General features: G+C 67.6%; 25 protein-coding genes. 24 read left to right on the top strand and 1 reads right to left on the bottom strand.

Annotated features, from left to right (window positions below):
• Nucleotides 1-59: 59 nt before the first annotated feature.
• The gene (locus tag J5Y05_RS19750) at nucleotides 60-620 is read right to left on the bottom strand and encodes a GNAT family N-acetyltransferase (protein ID WP_307853994.1); all 561 of its coding nucleotides are present in this window, start codon (nucleotides 618-620) and stop codon (nucleotides 60-62) included.
• A gap of 559 nt (nucleotides 621-1,179) precedes the next feature.
• Here J5Y05_RS19750 and gdhA point away from each other — a divergent pair.
• The 24 genes from gdhA to J5Y05_RS19630 all read left to right on the top strand — a co-directional run bounded on the left by gdhA (nucleotide 1,180) and on the right by J5Y05_RS19630 (nucleotide 15,157).
• The gene (gdhA, locus tag J5Y05_RS19745; RefSeq protein ID WP_210874354.1) at nucleotides 1,180-2,538 is read left to right on the top strand and encodes an NADP-specific glutamate dehydrogenase; all 1,359 of its coding nucleotides are present in this window, start codon (nucleotides 1,180-1,182) and stop codon (nucleotides 2,536-2,538) included.
• Between the two features lie 544 nt (nucleotides 2,539-3,082).
• Nucleotides 3,083-3,391 (top strand): 30S ribosomal protein S10, encoded by a 309-nt coding sequence (gene rpsJ / locus J5Y05_RS19740; protein WP_003948644.1) that lies wholly within the window; start codon nucleotides 3,083-3,085, stop codon nucleotides 3,389-3,391.
• A gap of 17 nt (nucleotides 3,392-3,408) precedes the next feature.
• Nucleotides 3,409-4,053 (top strand): 50S ribosomal protein L3, encoded by a 645-nt coding sequence (gene rplC, locus J5Y05_RS19735; RefSeq protein ID WP_030420839.1) that lies wholly within the window; start codon nucleotides 3,409-3,411, stop codon nucleotides 4,051-4,053.
• Nucleotides 4,054-4,061: 8 nt separating this feature from the next.
• Nucleotides 4,062-4,721 carry a 50S ribosomal protein L4 gene (gene rplD, locus J5Y05_RS19730; RefSeq protein WP_210874353.1) on the top strand — a complete coding sequence of 220 codons (660 nt, stop codon included), beginning with the start codon at nucleotides 4,062-4,064 and terminating at the stop codon, nucleotides 4,719-4,721.
• Nucleotides 4,721-5,140: a 50S ribosomal protein L23 gene (gene rplW, locus J5Y05_RS19725; protein WP_210874352.1), complete on the top strand. Its 420-nt coding sequence runs from the start codon at nucleotides 4,721-4,723 to the stop codon at nucleotides 5,138-5,140. The genes rplD and rplW overlap by 1 nt, the downstream gene beginning before the upstream one ends.
• Nucleotides 5,141-5,192: 52 nt before the next feature.
• Complete coding sequence (gene rplB / locus J5Y05_RS19720; protein WP_210874351.1) at nucleotides 5,193-6,029, top strand: 50S ribosomal protein L2; 837 nt, start codon at nucleotides 5,193-5,195, stop codon at nucleotides 6,027-6,029.
• Nucleotides 6,030-6,041: 12 nt separating this feature from the next.
• The gene (rpsS, locus tag J5Y05_RS19715) at nucleotides 6,042-6,323 is read left to right on the top strand and encodes a 30S ribosomal protein S19 (RefSeq protein WP_003974263.1); all 282 of its coding nucleotides are present in this window, start codon (nucleotides 6,042-6,044) and stop codon (nucleotides 6,321-6,323) included.
• 45 nt (nucleotides 6,324-6,368) lie between these two features.
• Complete coding sequence (rplV, locus tag J5Y05_RS19710) at nucleotides 6,369-6,716, top strand: 50S ribosomal protein L22 (protein WP_210874553.1); 348 nt, start codon at nucleotides 6,369-6,371, stop codon at nucleotides 6,714-6,716.
• Nucleotides 6,716-7,540: a 30S ribosomal protein S3 gene (gene rpsC, locus J5Y05_RS19705; RefSeq protein WP_161226989.1), complete on the top strand. Its 825-nt coding sequence runs from the start codon at nucleotides 6,716-6,718 to the stop codon at nucleotides 7,538-7,540. Before rplV ends, rpsC begins: the two co-directional genes overlap by 1 nt.
• Before the next feature lie 5 nt (nucleotides 7,541-7,545).
• Nucleotides 7,546-7,965 (top strand): 50S ribosomal protein L16, encoded by a 420-nt coding sequence (gene rplP / locus J5Y05_RS19700; RefSeq protein WP_030420833.1) that lies wholly within the window; start codon nucleotides 7,546-7,548, stop codon nucleotides 7,963-7,965.
• Nucleotides 7,965-8,189 (top strand): 50S ribosomal protein L29, encoded by a 225-nt coding sequence (rpmC, locus tag J5Y05_RS19695; protein WP_007494763.1) that lies wholly within the window; start codon nucleotides 7,965-7,967, stop codon nucleotides 8,187-8,189. The genes rplP and rpmC overlap by 1 nt, the downstream gene beginning before the upstream one ends.
• Nucleotides 8,189-8,473 (top strand): 30S ribosomal protein S17, encoded by a 285-nt coding sequence (gene rpsQ, locus J5Y05_RS19690; protein WP_210874350.1) that lies wholly within the window; start codon nucleotides 8,189-8,191, stop codon nucleotides 8,471-8,473. The genes rpmC and rpsQ overlap by 1 nt, the downstream gene beginning before the upstream one ends.
• Nucleotides 8,474-8,660: 187 nt before the next feature.
• Nucleotides 8,661-9,029, top strand: coding sequence for a 50S ribosomal protein L14 (gene rplN / locus J5Y05_RS19685; RefSeq protein ID WP_003998823.1), 369 nt, complete (start codon nucleotides 8,661-8,663; stop codon nucleotides 9,027-9,029).
• A gap of 2 nt (nucleotides 9,030-9,031) precedes the next feature.
• Nucleotides 9,032-9,355 carry a 50S ribosomal protein L24 gene (rplX, locus tag J5Y05_RS19680; RefSeq protein ID WP_030420831.1) on the top strand — a complete coding sequence of 108 codons (324 nt, stop codon included), beginning with the start codon at nucleotides 9,032-9,034 and terminating at the stop codon, nucleotides 9,353-9,355.
• On the top strand, nucleotides 9,355-9,912 hold the full coding sequence (gene rplE, locus J5Y05_RS19675; RefSeq protein ID WP_030420830.1) for a 50S ribosomal protein L5: 558 nt from the start codon (nucleotides 9,355-9,357) through the stop codon (nucleotides 9,910-9,912). Before rplX ends, rplE begins: the two co-directional genes overlap by 1 nt.
• A gap of 5 nt (nucleotides 9,913-9,917) precedes the next feature.
• Nucleotides 9,918-10,103 (top strand): type Z 30S ribosomal protein S14, encoded by a 186-nt coding sequence (locus J5Y05_RS19670; RefSeq protein WP_003948630.1) that lies wholly within the window; start codon nucleotides 9,918-9,920, stop codon nucleotides 10,101-10,103.
• Between the two features lie 209 nt (nucleotides 10,104-10,312).
• Nucleotides 10,313-10,711: a 30S ribosomal protein S8 gene (gene rpsH, locus J5Y05_RS19665; RefSeq protein ID WP_007384075.1), complete on the top strand. Its 399-nt coding sequence runs from the start codon at nucleotides 10,313-10,315 to the stop codon at nucleotides 10,709-10,711.
• Nucleotides 10,712-10,735: 24 nt separating this feature from the next.
• Complete coding sequence (gene rplF / locus J5Y05_RS19660) at nucleotides 10,736-11,275, top strand: 50S ribosomal protein L6 (protein WP_210874349.1); 540 nt, start codon at nucleotides 10,736-10,738, stop codon at nucleotides 11,273-11,275.
• A gap of 3 nt (nucleotides 11,276-11,278) precedes the next feature.
• Nucleotides 11,279-11,662 (top strand): 50S ribosomal protein L18, encoded by a 384-nt coding sequence (gene rplR, locus J5Y05_RS19655; protein WP_210874348.1) that lies wholly within the window; start codon nucleotides 11,279-11,281, stop codon nucleotides 11,660-11,662.
• A 40-nt stretch (nucleotides 11,663-11,702) separates the two neighbouring features.
• On the top strand, nucleotides 11,703-12,308 hold the full coding sequence (gene rpsE, locus J5Y05_RS19650; protein WP_030420826.1) for a 30S ribosomal protein S5: 606 nt from the start codon (nucleotides 11,703-11,705) through the stop codon (nucleotides 12,306-12,308).
• 2 nt (nucleotides 12,309-12,310) lie between these two features.
• Entirely contained in the window at nucleotides 12,311-12,493 is a 183-nt protein-coding gene (gene rpmD, locus J5Y05_RS19645; RefSeq protein ID WP_003974250.1) for a 50S ribosomal protein L30, read from the top strand.
• Between the two features lie 2 nt (nucleotides 12,494-12,495).
• Nucleotides 12,496-12,951 (top strand): 50S ribosomal protein L15, encoded by a 456-nt coding sequence (gene rplO / locus J5Y05_RS19640; protein ID WP_210874347.1) that lies wholly within the window; start codon nucleotides 12,496-12,498, stop codon nucleotides 12,949-12,951.
• Nucleotides 12,952-13,190: 239 nt separating this feature from the next.
• Nucleotides 13,191-14,504, top strand: coding sequence for a preprotein translocase subunit SecY (gene secY, locus J5Y05_RS19635; protein WP_030420824.1), 1,314 nt, complete (start codon nucleotides 13,191-13,193; stop codon nucleotides 14,502-14,504).
• A complete protein-coding gene (locus J5Y05_RS19630; RefSeq protein WP_210874346.1) occupies nucleotides 14,504-15,157 on the top strand; it encodes an adenylate kinase in 654 nt (217 codons plus the stop codon). Before secY ends, J5Y05_RS19630 begins: the two co-directional genes overlap by 1 nt.
• The last annotated feature ends 62 nt before the right edge of the window (nucleotides 15,158-15,219 follow it).

The raw sequence follows: 15,219 nt of genomic DNA, 5'->3' as shown, positions 1-15,219 counted from the left end.
AGCTTGCGACGGGGGAGGAGCCGGGGCAAGAGGTTGGTCCGGACCATTGTCGGAGGGATTCACCAGAGGCGGTCGATTACTCCCGGGTAAAGCCCGACGCGGGCGCCCGCGAACGTCGCCTGGGCCCGCCTCGCCGCCGGGGAGAAGAAGCCGGCCAGGGTCACCTTGTCGAAACCCGGAGCGTCGCTGGGGAAGGGGTCGGCCGGGGTCCCCCCGACCAGCACCGTGCCGGCGAGCACCTGCCATCCGGCGCTCTCGTAGAAGCCGCGCAAGGGGCGGTCGCAGGTGAACAGGGCGAGGTCGAAGGGGAGTTCGGCCATCATCCGCCGGGCCTCGGTCACCAGGTGGCGCCCGTGGCCCCGGTGCCGTACGGCGGGGTCCGTGACGACCGTGCTCAGGCCGCCCGCGGCGTAGCGGTGGCCCCGGTGGGTGATCTCCTTGGCCAGGACGTCCAGCGCGGCCAGGACGCGGCCGTCGTCCACCAGCAGGACCGACAGGGGCGACAGCGCGGGGTCGTGTACGGGGCCGGGGGCGGGCTCCGGTTCGGGCCACGCCTCGGTCTGGAGCCTGCGGACCTGTCCGCGCAGTGCCGGGGGCGTCCGCGCCTCCGGGAAGGTCACGATGTGCAGGGCCGGTCCTCCTGGATCACCGTCCGGGCGTCCGCCCGGATCTCACCACGCCCTCTCGGGCCCAACCCGGGCGAGTCTGCCCCACGCCCGCTCACCTCGGCATCCCCGCGCCGCCGGCCCCGGGGGGCGCCGCCTCCGGGCTCCGGCGGCGACCCCCGGGGTCGGTCGGCATGATTGGGGCTCCGCCGTCGGGGAAGGGCACCTCCGTCCGGTGCGAAACGGGCTCCCGGGGTGCCGATGCGTCCTCGGTCATGATCGGAGACCGGGTTGCGAGGCGGTTCCGTATCGCGTTCAAAGGTGAGGAGCGACACAACCGGGGTCTGACGGGGAAATTGGAAACTAGGATAAAACGGTCAGCAGTATCGATATGTGGTGTGATCGTCTCACATAGTGAGCAGGTGATGCGCCGGGCGCTGGCCACGGCGTTTATGTGGGCGTCACACTGAAGTGTCCTGCGCGCGGCAACGGCGCCGAGCGCCCCTCACCGGACCGCACCCATTCGTGTGCCGGGCCGGCTCCGGTGCCAGCCGTGCCAGCAGAAAGGGCTCCCGTGACGACGCGACCCGACATCAACACCACGCTCGACCTCCTGCGGATCGAGATCGAGCACCGCAACCCGGCCCAGCCCGAGTTCCACCAGGCCATCCACGAGGTGCTGGAGACCCTGGCCCCGGTCGTCGCCGAGCGCCCCGAGTACGCGGAGCCGGGCCTCATCGAGCGGTTGTGCGAGCCGGAGCGGCAGGTCATCTTCCGGGTGCCGTGGCAGGACGACCACGGGCGGGTGCACGTCAACCGCGGCTTCCGGGTGGAGTTCAACAGCGCCCTCGGCCCCTACAAGGGCGGCCTGCGCTTCCACCCCTCGGTCAACCTGGGGATCATCAAGTTCCTCGGCTTCGAGCAGGTCTTCAAGAACGCCCTCACCGGCCTCGGCATCGGCGGCGGCAAGGGCGGCAGCGACTTCGACCCGCACGGCCGCAGCGACGCGGAGGTCATGCGGTTCTGTCAGTCGTTCATGACCGAGCTGTACCGCCACATCGGCGAGCACACCGACGTACCGGCCGGTGACATCGGCGTCGGCAGCCGGGAGATCGGCTACCTGTTCGGCCAGTACCGCCGGATCACCAACCGCTGGGAGGCCGGCGTCCTCACCGGCAAGGGCCAGGGCTGGGGCGGCTCGCTGATCCGCCCGGAGGCGACCGGGTACGGCAACGTGCTGTTCGCCGGTGCCATGCTGCGCGAGCGCGGCGAGGACCTGGAGGGCCAGACCGCCGTCGTCTCCGGCTCCGGCAACGTCGCGATCTACACCATCGAGAAGCTCACCGAACTCGGTGCCAACCCGCTGACCTGCTCGGACTCCAGCGGTTACGTGATCGACGAGAAGGGCGTCGACGTCGCCCTGCTGAAGCAGGTCAAGGAGGTCGAGCGCGGCCGGATCGGCACCTACGCCGAGCGCCGGGGCGCCTCCGCGCGGTTCGTGCCGGGCGGGCGGGTCTGGGAGGTCCCGGCCGACATCGCGCTGCCCTCGGCCACGCAGAACGAGCTGGACGAGAACGACGCCGCCACCCTGGTCCGCAACGGCGTCAAGGCCGTCTCCGAGGGTGCCAACATGCCGGTCACCCTGGAGGCCGTGCACCTGCTCCAGCGCGCCGGCGTCGCCTTCGGCCCCGGCAAGGCCGCCAACGCGGGCGGGGTCGCGGTCAGCGCCCTGGAGATGGCCCAGAACCACGCGCGTACGTCGTGGACGGCCCAGCGCGTCCAGGACGAGCTGAGCCACATCATGAACGACATCCACACCACCTGCCACGAGACCGCCGAGCGCTACGGCTCCCCCGGCGACTACGTCACCGGTGCCAACATCGCCGCCTTCGAACGCGTCGCCGACTCGATGCTGGCCCAGGGCGTCATCTGATCCCGGTCGTGCCCCGGGTGCCGCCACGAGCGGCGGGACGGTCCCCCGGCCGTGCCGCCGCTCTTCGCGTCCGTACGGTCCCGACGGCGTCACTGCGTGTGGCCGAGGGGTGGTTCGGGAGGGGGTGTTCGGGGGCGCCGGTTTGACCTGGGTCACTCTCGGGGTAATCTCTACGGCTCGATTGGCCAGCGCCGCGTCTGGTGTGACAGACTAACGGGGTTGCTCGGTCGAGTGCCGATGCTGCGCGCCTCCCGCCGGGGGGACCGGAAGCGAGTCCCACAGTACTCGTCGCCCCTGATCAGGGGCGGACGTACGGGAATCTTCCGGGAAGCGTCAGCGGGGTGCAGACCAGGTATCCGGTGGGCCTCTCGCCCCCGCCCGCGGACCCGGAAGGGACCCGCACTCCCCCTCGCAGGGAAGTTCCGCCCAAGGGACATCCATGTCAGCGGGAGCGCGACACGCCCGACCGCGTGGGTCGGAGGGGAGGGGCGTTTGCACCGCCGGGTTCCGGAGCGTTCACGAGAGACAGGACTACGAAGCAGCCATGGCGGGACAGAAGATCCGCATCCGGCTCAAGGCCTACGACCACGAGGTCATCGACTCCTCGGCGAAGAAGATCGTCGAGACGGTGACGCGCACTGGTGCGTCGGTCGCGGGCCCGGTGCCGCTGCCCACTGAGAAGAACGTGTACTGCGTCATCAAGTCGCCGCACAAGTACAAGGACTCGCGCGAGCACTTCGAGATGCGCACGCACAAGCGCCTGATCGACATCCTCGACCCGACCCCCAAGACCGTTGACTCTCTGATGCGACTCGACCTCCCGGCCGGTGTCGACATCGAGATCAAGCTCTGAGGGCCGGTGATCTGAAGATGACCAAGCAGATCAAGGGCATCCTGGGCGAGAAGCTCGGCATGACGCAGGTGTGGGACGAGAACAACCGTGTCGTCCCGGTCACCGTCGTCAAGGCCGGACCCAACGTCGTCACCCAGGTCCGTACGAACGACGCCGACGGCTACGAGTCGGTCCAGATCGCCTTCGGCGAGATCGACCCGCGCAAGGTGAACAAGCCCCTCAAGGGCCACTTCGCCAAGGCCGACGTCACCCCGCGCCGCCACCTCGTCGAGATCCGCACCGCGGACGCCGCCGAGTACACCCTCGGCCAGGAGATCACCGCCGAGGTGTTCGAGGCCGGTGTCAAGGTCGACGTGACCGGCAAGAGCAAGGGCAAGGGCTTCAGCGGCGTCATGAAGCGCCACAACTTCGGTGGCCTCGGCGCCGGTCACGGTGCCAAGCGTGTGCACCGCGCCCCCGGCTCCATCGGTGGCTGCGCCACCCCTGGTCGTGTGTTCAAGGGCCAGCGCATGGCGGGCCGCATGGGCAACGAGCGGGTCACCACCCAGAACCTGACCGTCCACGCCGTTGACGCGGAGAAGGGTCTGCTGCTCATCAAGGGCGCGGTTCCCGGTCCGAACGGCGGCCTCGTCCTGGTCCGCACCGCGGCCAAGGGGGCCTGAGGTAACCGATGAGCACTGTTGACATCCTTTCGCCTGCGGGCGACAAGGCCGGTACCGTCGAGCTCCCCGCGGAGATCTTCGGCGTGGAGAAGGTCAGCATCCCGCTGATCCACCAGGTCGTCGTCGCGCAGCTCGCAGCCGCCCGCCAGGGCACCCACAAGACCAAGACGCGTGGCGAGGTCCGCGGCGGTGGCAGGAAGCCGTACCGCCAGAAGGGCACCGGCCGTGCCCGTCAGGGCTCGACCCGCGCTCCGCAGTTCGCCGGCGGTGGCGTCGTCCACGGCCCCCAGCCGCGCGACTACTCGCAGCGGACCCCGAAGAAGATGAAGGCCGCGGCCCTGCGTCACGCCCTCACCGACCGGGCCCGCCACAACCGTATCCACGTCGTCTCCGGCGTGATCGAGGGCGAGACGCCGTCCACGAAGGCCGCGAAGAGCCTGTTCGGCAAGATCAGCGAGCGCAAGAACCTGCTCCTGGTCGTCGACCGCGCCGACGAGGCCGCGTGGCTGTCCGCCCGCAACCTGCCCCAGGTCCACATCCTGGAGCCGGGCCAGCTCAACACGTACGACGTTCTCGTCTCGGACGACGTGGTCTTCACCAAGACCGCCTTCGAGTCCTTCGTCGCCGGCCCGCAGACGGCCAACGACACCGAAGGGAGCGAGGTCTGATGGCTACGCGTCACCCGTCCATCGCCTCGAAGGCGGCCAAGGCCGCCAAGGCCGCGCGCGTCGCCAAGGCGCGTCGCCACGCCGCCGAGGGCAAGAACACCGTCGTCACCCCGGCCAGCAAGGCGTTCACGGACCCCCGTGACGTGCTGCTGAAGCCGGTCGTGTCGGAGAAGAGCTACGCGCTGCTGGACGAGAACAAGTACACGTTCGTCGTCGCGCCGAACTCCAACAAGACCCAGATCAAGGAGGCCGTCCAGGCGGTCTTCTCGGTCAAGGTCACCGGGGTAAACACGATCAACCGTCAGGGCAAGCGCAAGCGGACCCGCACCGGCTTCGGCAAGCGTGCGGACAGCAAGCGCGCGATCGTGACCCTCGCCGAGGGCGACCGTATCGACATCTTCGGCGGTCCGACCTCCTGACGGGGGGTCTGAGCGTCCAGATTTCGGAAGAACTTCCGAGGACTGAGAGACAATGGGTATCCGCAAGTACAAGCCGACGACTCCGGGCCGTCGTGGCTCCAGCGTCGCCGACTTCGTCGAGGTCACGCGGTCCACGCCGGAGAAGTCGCTGGTCCGCCCGCTGCACAGCAAGGGCGGCCGGAACAACACCGGTCGTGTGACCGTTCGCCACCAGGGTGGCGGACACAAGCGCGCCTACCGCGTGATCGACTTCCGTCGTCACGACAAGGACGGCGTGCCGGCGAAGGTCGCGCACATCGAGTACGACCCCAACCGCACCGCGCGCATCGCGCTGCTCCACTACGCGGACGGCGAGAAGCGCTACATCCTCGCGCCGCGCGGCCTCGGCCAGGGCGACCGTGTCGAGAACGGCCCCGCCGCCGACATCAAGCCGGGCAACAACCTCGCGCTGCGCAACATCCCGGTCGGTACCACGCTGCACGCCATCGAGATGCGGCCGGGCGGCGGCGCCAAGCTGGCCCGCTCCGCCGGCACCTCGGTGCAGCTCCTCGCGAAGGAGGGCGCCTACGCCCACCTCCGCATGCCGTCCGGTGAGATCCGCCTGGTCGACGTGCGCTGCCGCGCCACGATCGGCGAGGTCGGCAACGCCGAGCAGAGCAACATCAGCTGGGGCAAGGCAGGCCGCAAGCGCTGGCTGGGCGTCCGCCCGTCCGTGCGTGGTGTGGTCATGAACCCGGTGGACCACCCGCACGGTGGTGGTGAGGGCCGGACCTCCGGTGGCCGCCACCCCGTGTCCCCGTGGGGCAAGAAGGAAGGCCGTACTCGTTCGCCCAAGAAGGCGTCGAACAAGTACATCGTCCGCCGCCGCAAGACGAACAAGAAGCGCTAAGGACGGGTTGAGATGCCTCGTAGCTTGAAGAAGGGGCCCTTCGTCGACGACCACCTGATCAAGAAGGTGGACACGCAGAACGAAGCCGGCACCAAGAACGTCATCAAGACCTGGTCCCGTCGCTCGATGATCGTCCCGGCCATGCTCGGCCACACGATCGCGGTGCACAACGGCAAGACCCACATCCCGGTGTTTGTCACCGAGTCCATGGTCGGCCACAAGCTCGGCGAGTTCTCGCCGACGCGCACCTTCCGGGGTCACGTCAAGGACGACCGGAAGTCGAAGCGCCGCTAAGCAAGCGGGGTGTGAAAGATCATGACAGACACTGAAGGGACAACCATGGAAGCCAGGGCCCAGGCGCGGTACATCCGCGTCACGCCCATGAAGGCCCGCCGCGTGGTGGACCTCATCCGCGGCATGGATGCCGCGGAGGCTCAGGCGGTCCTGCGTTTCGCCCCGCAGGCCGCGAGCGTGCCGGTCGGCAAGGTGCTGGACAGCGCCATCGCCAACGCCGCGCACAACTACGACCACACCGATGTCGACAGCCTCTTCATTTCCGAGGCCTTCGTCGACGAGGGCCCGACCCTGAAGCGGTTCCGGCCGCGCGCCCAGGGCCGTGCCTACCGGATCCGCAAGCGGACCAGCCACATCACCGTGGTCGTCAGCAGCAAGGAAGGAACCCGGTAATGGGCCAGAAGGTAAACCCGCACGGGTTCCGGCTCGGTGTCACGACCGACTTCAAGTCGCGTTGGTACGCCGACAAGCTGTACAAGGACTACGTCAAGGAAGACGTCGCCATCCGTCGGATGATGACGTCCGGCATGGAGCGCGCCGGCATCTCCAAGGTGGAGATCGAGCGCACCCGTGACCGTGTCCGCGTGGACATCCACACCGCGCGTCCGGGCATCGTCATCGGCCGCCGCGGCGCCGAGGCCGACCGCATCCGCGGTGACCTCGAGAAGCTCACGGGCAAGCAGGTCCAGCTCAACATCCTCGAGGTCAAGAACCCCGAGACGGACGCGCAGCTCGTGGCCCAGGCCGTCGCCGAGCAGCTCTCCTCCCGCGTCTCCTTCCGCCGGGCCATGCGCAAGAGCATGCAGTCCGCCATGAAGGCCGGCGCCAAGGGCATCAAGATCCAGTGCGGTGGCCGTCTCGGCGGCGCCGAGATGTCCCGCTCGGAGTTCTACCGCGAGGGCCGTGTGCCCCTGCACACGCTCCGCGCGAACGTGGACTACGGCTTCTTCGAGGCCAAGACGACCTTCGGCCGTATCGGTGTGAAGGTCTGGATCTACAAGGGCGACGTCAAGAACATCGCCGAGGTCCGCGCCGAGAACGCCGCCGCCCGTGCCGGCAACCGCCCGGCCCGTGGTGGCAACGACCGCCCGGCCCGTGGCCGCGGTGGCGAGCGTCGCGGGCGCAAGCCGCAGCAGCAGGCTCCGGCCGCCGAGGCTCCCAAGGCCGAGGCCCCGGCGGCTGCCGCTCCGGCTGAGAGCACCGGAACGGAGGCCTGACCACCATGCTGATCCCCCGTAGGGTCAAGCACCGCAAGCAGCACCACCCCCGGCGCAACGGCATGTCCAAGGGTGGCACGCAGGTTGCGTTCGGCGAGTACGGCATCCAGGCGCTGACCCCCGCGTACGTCACGAACCGCCAGATCGAGGCGGCTCGTATCGCGATGACCCGTCACATCAAGCGTGGCGGCAAGGTCTGGATCAACATCTACCCGGACCGCCCCCTGACGAAGAAGCCGGCCGAGACCCGCATGGGTTCCGGTAAGGGTTCTCCGGAGTGGTGGGTCGCCAACGTCAAGCCCGGACGCGTGATGTTCGAGCTGTCGTACCCCAACGAGAAGATCGCCCGTGAGGCGCTGATCCGCGCGGCCCACAAGCTGCCGATGAAGTGCCGGATCGTCAAGCGCGAGGCAGGTGAAGCGTGATGTCGGCCGGTACCAAGGCGTCCGAGCTGCGCGAACTGGGCAACGAGGAGCTTCTCGCGAAGCTCCGCGAGGCCAAGGAAGAGCTGTTCAACCTCCGTTTCCAGGCGGCGACGGGTCAGCTCGAGAACCACGGCCGTCTCAAGGCGGTCCGCAAGGACATCGCGCGGATCTACACCCTGATGCGCGAGCGTGAGCTGGGCATCGAGACGGTGGAGAACGCCTGATGAGCGAGAGCAATGTGACTGAAGAGAAGACCGTGCGCGGTTTCCGCAAGACCCGCGAGGGTCTGGTCGTCAGCGACAAGATGGACAAGACCGTCGTCGTCGCCGTCGAGGACCGTGTCAAGCACGCGCTGTACGGCAAGGTCATCCGCCGTACGGAGAAGCTCAAGGCGCACGACGAGCAGAACGCCGCGGGTGTCGGCGACCGTGTCCTCCTCATGGAGACCCGGCCGCTGTCCGCGACGAAGCGCTGGCGCGTCGTCGAGATCCTCGAGAAGGCGAAGTAGTCCGGAGGGGGCCGCGCGCCCCCTCCGCCCCCGGCCGGGGGCGGGCCACCCGCGGGTGAGCCGCCCCCGGCACGGGCGCCGGTCTCGAAGACATCAGTAATTCCTGCGGGAGCAACCCGCAGGACGGTTCCGCCAGGCTCTCCGGTTCACCCGCCGGAGGGAACCGGCAGACAATCAGGAGATAGACGTGATCCAGCAGGAGTCGCGACTGCGTGTCGCCGACAACACGGGTGCGAAGGAAATCCTCTGCATCCGTGTGCTCGGTGGCTCCGGTCGCCGCTACGCGGGTATCGGTGACGTCATCGTCGCCACCGTCAAGGACGCGATCCCCGGTGGCAACGTGAAGAAGGGTGACGTCGTCAAGGCCGTCATCGTTCGCACCGTCAAGGAGCGCCGCCGTCCCGACGGCTCGTACATCCGCTTCGACGAGAACGCCGCCGTCATTCTCAAGAACGACGGCGACCCTCGTGGCACCCGTATCTTCGGCCCGGTCGGCCGTGAGCTGCGCGAGAAGAAGTTCATGAAGATCATCTCCCTCGCGCCGGAGGTGCTGTGAGCATGAAGATCAAGAAGGGCGACCTGGTCCAGGTCATCACCGGCAAGGACAAGGGCAAGCAGGGCAAGGTCATTGCCGCTTACCCGCGCGACGAGCGTGTCCTGGTCGAGGGTGTCAACCGGGTCAAGAAGCACACCAAGGCCGGTCCGACCGCTCGCGGTTCGCAGGCCGGCGGCATCGTGACCACCGAGGCCCCGATCCACGTCTCCAACGTCCAGTTGGTCGTGGAGAAGGACGGCGCCAAGGTCGTCACCCGCGTCGGTTACCGCTTCGACGACGAGGGCAACAAGATCCGCGTTGCCAAGCGGACGGGTGAGGACATCTGATGGCTACCACCACCACTCCGCGTCTCAAGACGAAGTACCGCGAGGAGATCGCGGGCAAGCTGCGTGAGGAGTTCTCCTACGAGAACGTCATGCAGGTTCCCGGCCTCGTGAAGATCGTGGTCAACATGGGTGTGGGCGACGCCGCCCGCGACTCCAAGCTGATCGAGGGCGCCATCCGCGACCTCACCACGATCACCGGTCAGAAGCCGGCCGTCACCAAGGCCCGGCGTTCCATCGCGCAGTTCAAGCTGCGCGAGGGTCAGCCGATCGGCGCGCACGTCACGCTCCGTGGCGACCGCATGTGGGAGTTCCTGGACCGCACCCTGTCGCTCGCGCTGCCGCGCATCCGCGACTTCCGCGGCCTGTCCCCCAAGCAGTTCGACGGCCGTGGCAACTACACCTTCGGTCTCACGGAGCAGGTCATGTTCCACGAGATCGACCAGGACAAGATCGACCGCGTCCGGGGTATGGACATCACCGTGGTGACCACGGCGACCAACGACGAAGAGGGCCGTGCCCTTCTGCGTCACCTCGGCTTCCCGTTCAAGGAGGCGTGAGCGAGATGGCGAAGAAGGCTCTCATCGCGAAGGCTGCTCGCAAGCCCAAGTTCGGAGTGCGCGGCTACACCCGCTGCCAGCGCTGTGGTCGTCCGCACTCCGTGTACCGCAAGTTCGGCCTGTGCCGCGTGTGCCTTCGTGAGATGGCTCACCGTGGCGAGCTGCCGGGCGTGACCAAGAGCTCCTGGTAATCCGGTAATTCCGGGTTATTCAGGCTCTCGGTAAGCATCTGGGTCGGCAGGGGCCCGCCTCCACATGCCTTAGGCTTGTGGGGTTGGGCGTCTGCCGCCCGTACGACTTACTACGCCGTAGGTCCACCGCGCCGCACCCGTCCCGTCTCGGATCGGGGAGAGGGATGGCGCACCAGGAAACCCCGGCGAGAGAGGCCGAAGGCCAATTCATGACCATGACTGATCCGATCGCAGACATGCTGACGCGTCTGCGGAACGCGAACTCGGCGTACCACGATTCCGTGACGATGCCGGCGTCCAAGATCAAGTCTCACATCGCGGAGATCCTCCAGCAGGAGGGCTTCATCACGGGCTGGAAGGTCGAGGACGCCGAGGTCGGCAAGAACCTCGTCCTGGAGCTCAAGTTCGGCCCGAACCGCGAGCGCTCCATCGCGGGCATCAAGCGGATCTCCAAGCCCGGTCTCCGGGTCTACGCGAAGTCCACCAACCTGCCCAAGGTGCTGGGCGGCCTCGGCGTGGCGATCATCTCCACGTCGCACGGGCTCCTCACCGACAAGCAGGCCGGCAAGAAGGGCGTGGGTGGGGAAGTCCTCGCCTACGTCTGGTAACGGAAGGGAACGGAGGAAACAGCTATGTCGCGCATCGGCAAGCTCCCCATCGCGGTTCCCGCCGGCGTGGACGTCACCATCGACGGCCGGACGGTCTCGGTCAAGGGCCCCAAGGGCTCGCTGACCCACACCGTCGTGGCGCCGATCGACATCGCCAAGGGCGAGGACGGCGTGCTCAACGTCATCCGCCCCAACGACGAGCGTCAGAGCAAGGCCCTTCACGGCCTGTCCCGCACGCTGGTGGCGAACATGATCACCGGCGTGACCCAGGGTTACGTGAAGAAGCTCGAAATCAGCGGTGTCGGTTACCGCGTGCTCGCCAAGGGTTCGAACCTGGAGTTCTCCCTCGGCTACAGCCACCCGATCCTGGTCGAGGCCCCCGAGGGCATCTCCTTCAAGGTCGAGTCCCCGACCCGTTTCTCGGTCGAGGGCATCGACAAGCAGAAGGTCGGCGAGGTCGCGGCCAACATCCGCAAGCTCCGCAAGCCCGACCCGTACAAGGCCAAGGGCGTCAAGTACGAGGGCGAAGTCATCCGCCGCAAGGTCGGAAAGGCGGGTAAGTAAGCCATGGCATACGGGCAGAAGATCCTCAAGGGCGACGCCTACAAGCGCGCCGCGATCAAGCGCCGTCACATCCGGATCCGCAAGAAGGTCGCGGGTACGGCGGAGCGCCCCCGTCTCGTCGTGACCCGCTCCAACCGCCACATCGTGGCGCAGGTGATCGACGACCTCAAGGGCCACACCGTGGCGTCGGCGTCCACCCTGGACACCTCGATCCGCAGCGGCGAGGGCGACAAGTCCTCGCAGGCCAAGCAGGTCGGGGCCCTGGTCGCCGAGCGCGCCAAGGCCGCCGGTGTCGAGGCCGTCGTATTCGACCGAGGTGGCAACCAGTACGCCGGGCGCATCGCCGCCCTGGCGGACGCCGCCCGCGAAGCCGGTTTGAAGTTCTGACCGGTTCCGTAGCTAGCGGAAACAGAGAGAGGTAATTTCCATGGCTGGACCCCAGCGCCGCGGTAGCGGTGCCGGTGGCGGCGAGCGGCGGGACCGGAAGGGCCGTGACGGCGGCGCGGCTGCCGCCGAGAAGACCGCTTACGTCGAGCGCGTCGTCGCGATCAACCGCGTCGCCAAGGTTGTGAAGGGTGGTCGTCGCTTCAGCTTCACCGCGCTGGTCGTGGTGGGCGACGGTGACGGCACTGTCGGTGTCGGATACGGCAAGGCCAAGGAGGTGCCGGCCGCCATCGCCAAGGGTGTTGAGGAGGCCAAGAAGCACTTCTTCAAGGTCCCCCGCATCCAGGGCACCATCCCGCACCCCATCCAGGGTGAGAAGGCTGCCGGCGTCGTGCTGCTCAAGCCCGCGTCGCCCGGTACCGGTGTGATCGCCGGTGGTCCGGTGCGCGCCGTGCTGGAGTGCGCCGGTATCCACGACGTGCTGTCGAAGTCGCTCGGCTCCGACAACCAGATCAACATCGTGCACGCGACCGTGGAGGCCCTCAAGGGCCTGCAGCGTCCCGAGGAGATCGCGGCCCGCCGCGGTCTGCCGCTTGAGGACGTCGCTCCCGCGGCCCTCCTGCGGGCACGTGCCGGGGCGGGTGCGTAATCATGGCGCAGCTCAAGATTACGCAGGTCAAGTCCTACATCGGCAGCAAGCAGAACCACCGTGACACCCTGCGTTCCCTTGGTCTCAAGGGCATCAACACGCAGGTCGTCAAGGAGGATCGTCCCGAGTTCCGCGGCATGGTGCACACCGTCCGCCACCTCGTGACGGTCGAGGAGGTCGACTGATCATGGCGGAGCAGAACCCGCTCAAGATCCACAACCTCCGTCCCGCCCCGGGCGCCAAGACCGCCAAGACCCGCGTCGGTCGTGGTGAGGCGTCGAAGGGTAAGACGGCCGGTCGTGGTACCAAGGGCACCAAGGCCCGTTACCAGGTTCCGGAGCGCTTCGAGGGTGGGCAGATGCCCCTCCACATGCGCCTCCCGAAGCTGAAGGGCTTCAAGAACCCGTTCAAGACCGAGTACCAGGTCGTGAACCTGGACCGGCTGGCCGCGCTCTACCCCGACGGTGGCGAAGTCACCGTCGAGGGGCTCGTGGCCAAGGGTGCGGTGCGCAAGAACAGCCTCGTCAAGGTCCTCGGCCAGGGCGAGATCTCCGTGGCGCTCCAGGTGACGGTGGACTCCGTCTCCGGCTCCGCCAAGGAGAAGATCACCGCCGCCGGCGGCACCGTCACCGAGCTCGTCTGAACCCAGGCGCCTCGATGACGTGAGCCATCCCGACCGGGGATACCCCACAAAAGGGGTATCCCCGGTTGGTCGTTCCAAGGGCGGTGCCCACGCCGGTAAAGTGGCCTGCACTGCCCACTTCCGTGGGGTGCCGTACCTGGGGCACCCTGAGCGGCAGTTGTCCGTTACGCAATACGTCGTCAGTCGAACCTCAAGACCGTCACCCTTGACGCAGAAGCGCGGGGGTCGCAGGAGGCACCGTGCTCACCGCGTTCGCCCGGGCGTTCAAGACGCCCGACCTGCGCAAGAAGCTGCTCTTCACGCTCGGCATCATCGTGGTGTACCGACTCGGTACCCACGTTCCGATTCCCGGAGTCGACTACAGAAGCGTCCAGGAGTGCGTGGACCAGGCGTCCGGCAACCAGGGCCTCTTCGGTCTGGTCAACATGTTCAGCGGTGGCGCCCTGCTGCAGATCACGGTCTTCGCGCTCGGCATCATGCCGTACATCACGGCCAGCATCATTCTGCAGCTCCTGACCGTCGTCATCCCGCGCCTGGAAGCCCTGAAGAAGGAAGGCCAGGCGGGTACGGCGAAGATCACGCAGTACACCCGCTACCTGACCATCGCGCTCGCCATCCTCCAGGGCACCGGCCTGGTGGCCACCGCCCGCAGCGGCGCGCTCTTCTCCGGCTGCACCGTCGCGGGCCAGATCGTCCCGGACCGCGCCATCTTCACCACCGTCGTGATGGTGATCTGCATGACCGCCGGCACGGCCCTCGTGATGTGGCTCGGTGAGCTGATCACCGACCGCGGCATCGGCAACGGCATGTCGATCCTGATGTTCATCTCGATCTCCGCGACCTTCCCCTCCGCCCTGTGGGCCATCAAGAAGCAGGGTGACCTGGCGGGCGGCTGGATCGAGTTCGGCACCGTCATCGCCGTCGGACTGGTCATGGTCGGCCTCGTGGTCTTCGTCGAGCAGGCCCAGCGCCGCATTCCGGTCCAGTACGCGAAGCGCATGATCGGCCGCCGTTCCTACGGCGGCACGTCCACCTACATCCCGCTCAAGGTGAACCAGGCGGGCGTCATCCCCGTCATCTTCGCCTCGTCGCTGCTCTACATTCCGGCGCTGATCGTCCAGTTCTCCAACTCGCAAGCGGGCTGGGCGACCTGGATCACGAAGAATCTCGCCGACACGGCCGCGACGCCGCACATCATCATGTACTTCCTCTTGATCGTTTTCTTCGCCTTCTTCTACGTGGCCATCTCGTTCAACCCCGAGGAAGTCGCGGACAACATGAAGAAGTATGGTGGCTTCATCCCGGGCATCCGGGCTGGCCGACCGACCGCTGAGTACCTGAGCTACGTACTCAACCGGATCACCTGGCCGGGTTCGCTGTACCTGGGTCTGATCGCTCTCGTGCCGACAATGGCGTTGGCCGGTTTCGGGGCAAACCAGAACTTCCCGTTCGGCGGGACGAGCATCCTGATCATCGTGGGTGTCGGTCTCGAAACGGTGAAGCAGATCGAGAGCCAGCTCCAGCAGCGCAATTACGAAGGGTTCCTCCGCTGATGCGAATCGTCCTCGTCGGGCCACCGGGTGCAGGAAAGGGAACACAGGCCACCCGCCTCGCAGAGACGTTGCACATCCCGCACATCTCCACGGGCGACCTGTTCCGCGCGAACATCAGCCGGCAGACGGAGCTGGGCAAGCTCGCCAAGTCCTACATGGACGCCGGCAACCTGGTGCCGGACGAGGTCACCATCGCCATGGCCAAGGACCGCATGGAGCAGCCCGACGCCGAGGGCGGCTTCCTGCTCGACGGCTTCCCGCGCAACGTCTCCCAGGCCAAGGCGCTGGACGAGACGCTGGAGCGGGAGGGCATCAAGCTGGACGCGGTGCTCGACCTGGAGGCTCCCGAGGACGAGGTCGTCAAGCGCATCGCCGGCCGACGGGTGTGCCGCAACGACTCGGCCCACGTCTTCCACGTGACGTACAAGCCCTCCGCCAAAGAAGGCGTCTGCGACGTCTGCGGCGGCGAGCTGTACCAGCGTGACGACGACACCGAGGAGACCGTCCGCAAGCGGCTCGAGGTCTACCACACGCAGACCGAGCCGATCATCGACCACTACAAGGCGCAGGGGCTGGTCGTCACCATCTCCGCGATGGGCGCCGTGGAAGCGGTCACCGAGCGCGCGCTGGAGGCGCTCCAGGGCGGCCGTTAGGCCCCTCACCGGCACCGGCCGCGGTTCCCTTCCCGGGGACCGCGGCTGAGCTGTGCCAGGGG

Source organism: Streptomyces tagetis (assembly GCF_018069565.1).
GTDB classification, from domain to species: domain Bacteria; phylum Actinomycetota; class Actinomycetes; order Streptomycetales; family Streptomycetaceae; genus Streptomyces; species Streptomyces tagetis.
The sequence above is the reverse complement of the archived record's forward strand: the minus strand, read 5'-3'. Positions and strand labels throughout refer to the sequence as shown.

Bases quoted from the DNA above. Each gene is read 5' to 3' on its own strand.
- rplC (WP_030420839.1), top strand. From the start codon at position 3,409: ATGACCAAGCAGATCAAGGGCATCCTGGGCGAGAAGCTCGGCATGACG.
- rpsJ (WP_003948644.1), top strand. From the start codon at position 3,083: ATGGCGGGACAGAAGATCCGCATCCGGCTCAAGGCCTACGACCACGAG.
- rplR (WP_210874348.1), top strand. From the start codon at position 11,279: ATGGCATACGGGCAGAAGATCCTCAAGGGCGACGCCTACAAGCGCGCC.
- rpsH (WP_007384075.1), top strand. From the start codon at position 10,313: ATGACCATGACTGATCCGATCGCAGACATGCTGACGCGTCTGCGGAAC.
- rplE (WP_030420830.1), top strand. From the start codon at position 9,355: ATGGCTACCACCACCACTCCGCGTCTCAAGACGAAGTACCGCGAGGAG.
- rpsQ (WP_210874350.1), top strand. From the start codon at position 8,189: ATGAGCGAGAGCAATGTGACTGAAGAGAAGACCGTGCGCGGTTTCCGC.
- rplV (WP_210874553.1), top strand. From the start codon at position 6,369: ATGGAAGCCAGGGCCCAGGCGCGGTACATCCGCGTCACGCCCATGAAG.
- rplP (WP_030420833.1), top strand. From the start codon at position 7,546: ATGCTGATCCCCCGTAGGGTCAAGCACCGCAAGCAGCACCACCCCCGG.
- rplX (WP_030420831.1), top strand. From the start codon at position 9,032: ATGAAGATCAAGAAGGGCGACCTGGTCCAGGTCATCACCGGCAAGGAC.
- rplW (WP_210874352.1), top strand. From the start codon at position 4,721: ATGGCTACGCGTCACCCGTCCATCGCCTCGAAGGCGGCCAAGGCCGCC.
- rpsC (WP_161226989.1), top strand. From the start codon at position 6,716: ATGGGCCAGAAGGTAAACCCGCACGGGTTCCGGCTCGGTGTCACGACC.
- J5Y05_RS19630 (WP_210874346.1), top strand. From the start codon at position 14,504: ATGCGAATCGTCCTCGTCGGGCCACCGGGTGCAGGAAAGGGAACACAG.
- rpsS (WP_003974263.1), top strand. From the start codon at position 6,042: ATGCCTCGTAGCTTGAAGAAGGGGCCCTTCGTCGACGACCACCTGATC.
- rplB (WP_210874351.1), top strand. From the start codon at position 5,193: ATGGGTATCCGCAAGTACAAGCCGACGACTCCGGGCCGTCGTGGCTCC.
- rpmD (WP_003974250.1), top strand. From the start codon at position 12,311: ATGGCGCAGCTCAAGATTACGCAGGTCAAGTCCTACATCGGCAGCAAG.
- rplO (WP_210874347.1), top strand. From the start codon at position 12,496: ATGGCGGAGCAGAACCCGCTCAAGATCCACAACCTCCGTCCCGCCCCG.
- rpmC (WP_007494763.1), top strand. From the start codon at position 7,965: ATGTCGGCCGGTACCAAGGCGTCCGAGCTGCGCGAACTGGGCAACGAG.
- rplF (WP_210874349.1), top strand. From the start codon at position 10,736: ATGTCGCGCATCGGCAAGCTCCCCATCGCGGTTCCCGCCGGCGTGGAC.
- J5Y05_RS19670 (WP_003948630.1), top strand. From the start codon at position 9,918: ATGGCGAAGAAGGCTCTCATCGCGAAGGCTGCTCGCAAGCCCAAGTTC.
- rplD (WP_210874353.1), top strand. From the start codon at position 4,062: ATGAGCACTGTTGACATCCTTTCGCCTGCGGGCGACAAGGCCGGTACC.
- rpsE (WP_030420826.1), top strand. From the start codon at position 11,703: ATGGCTGGACCCCAGCGCCGCGGTAGCGGTGCCGGTGGCGGCGAGCGG.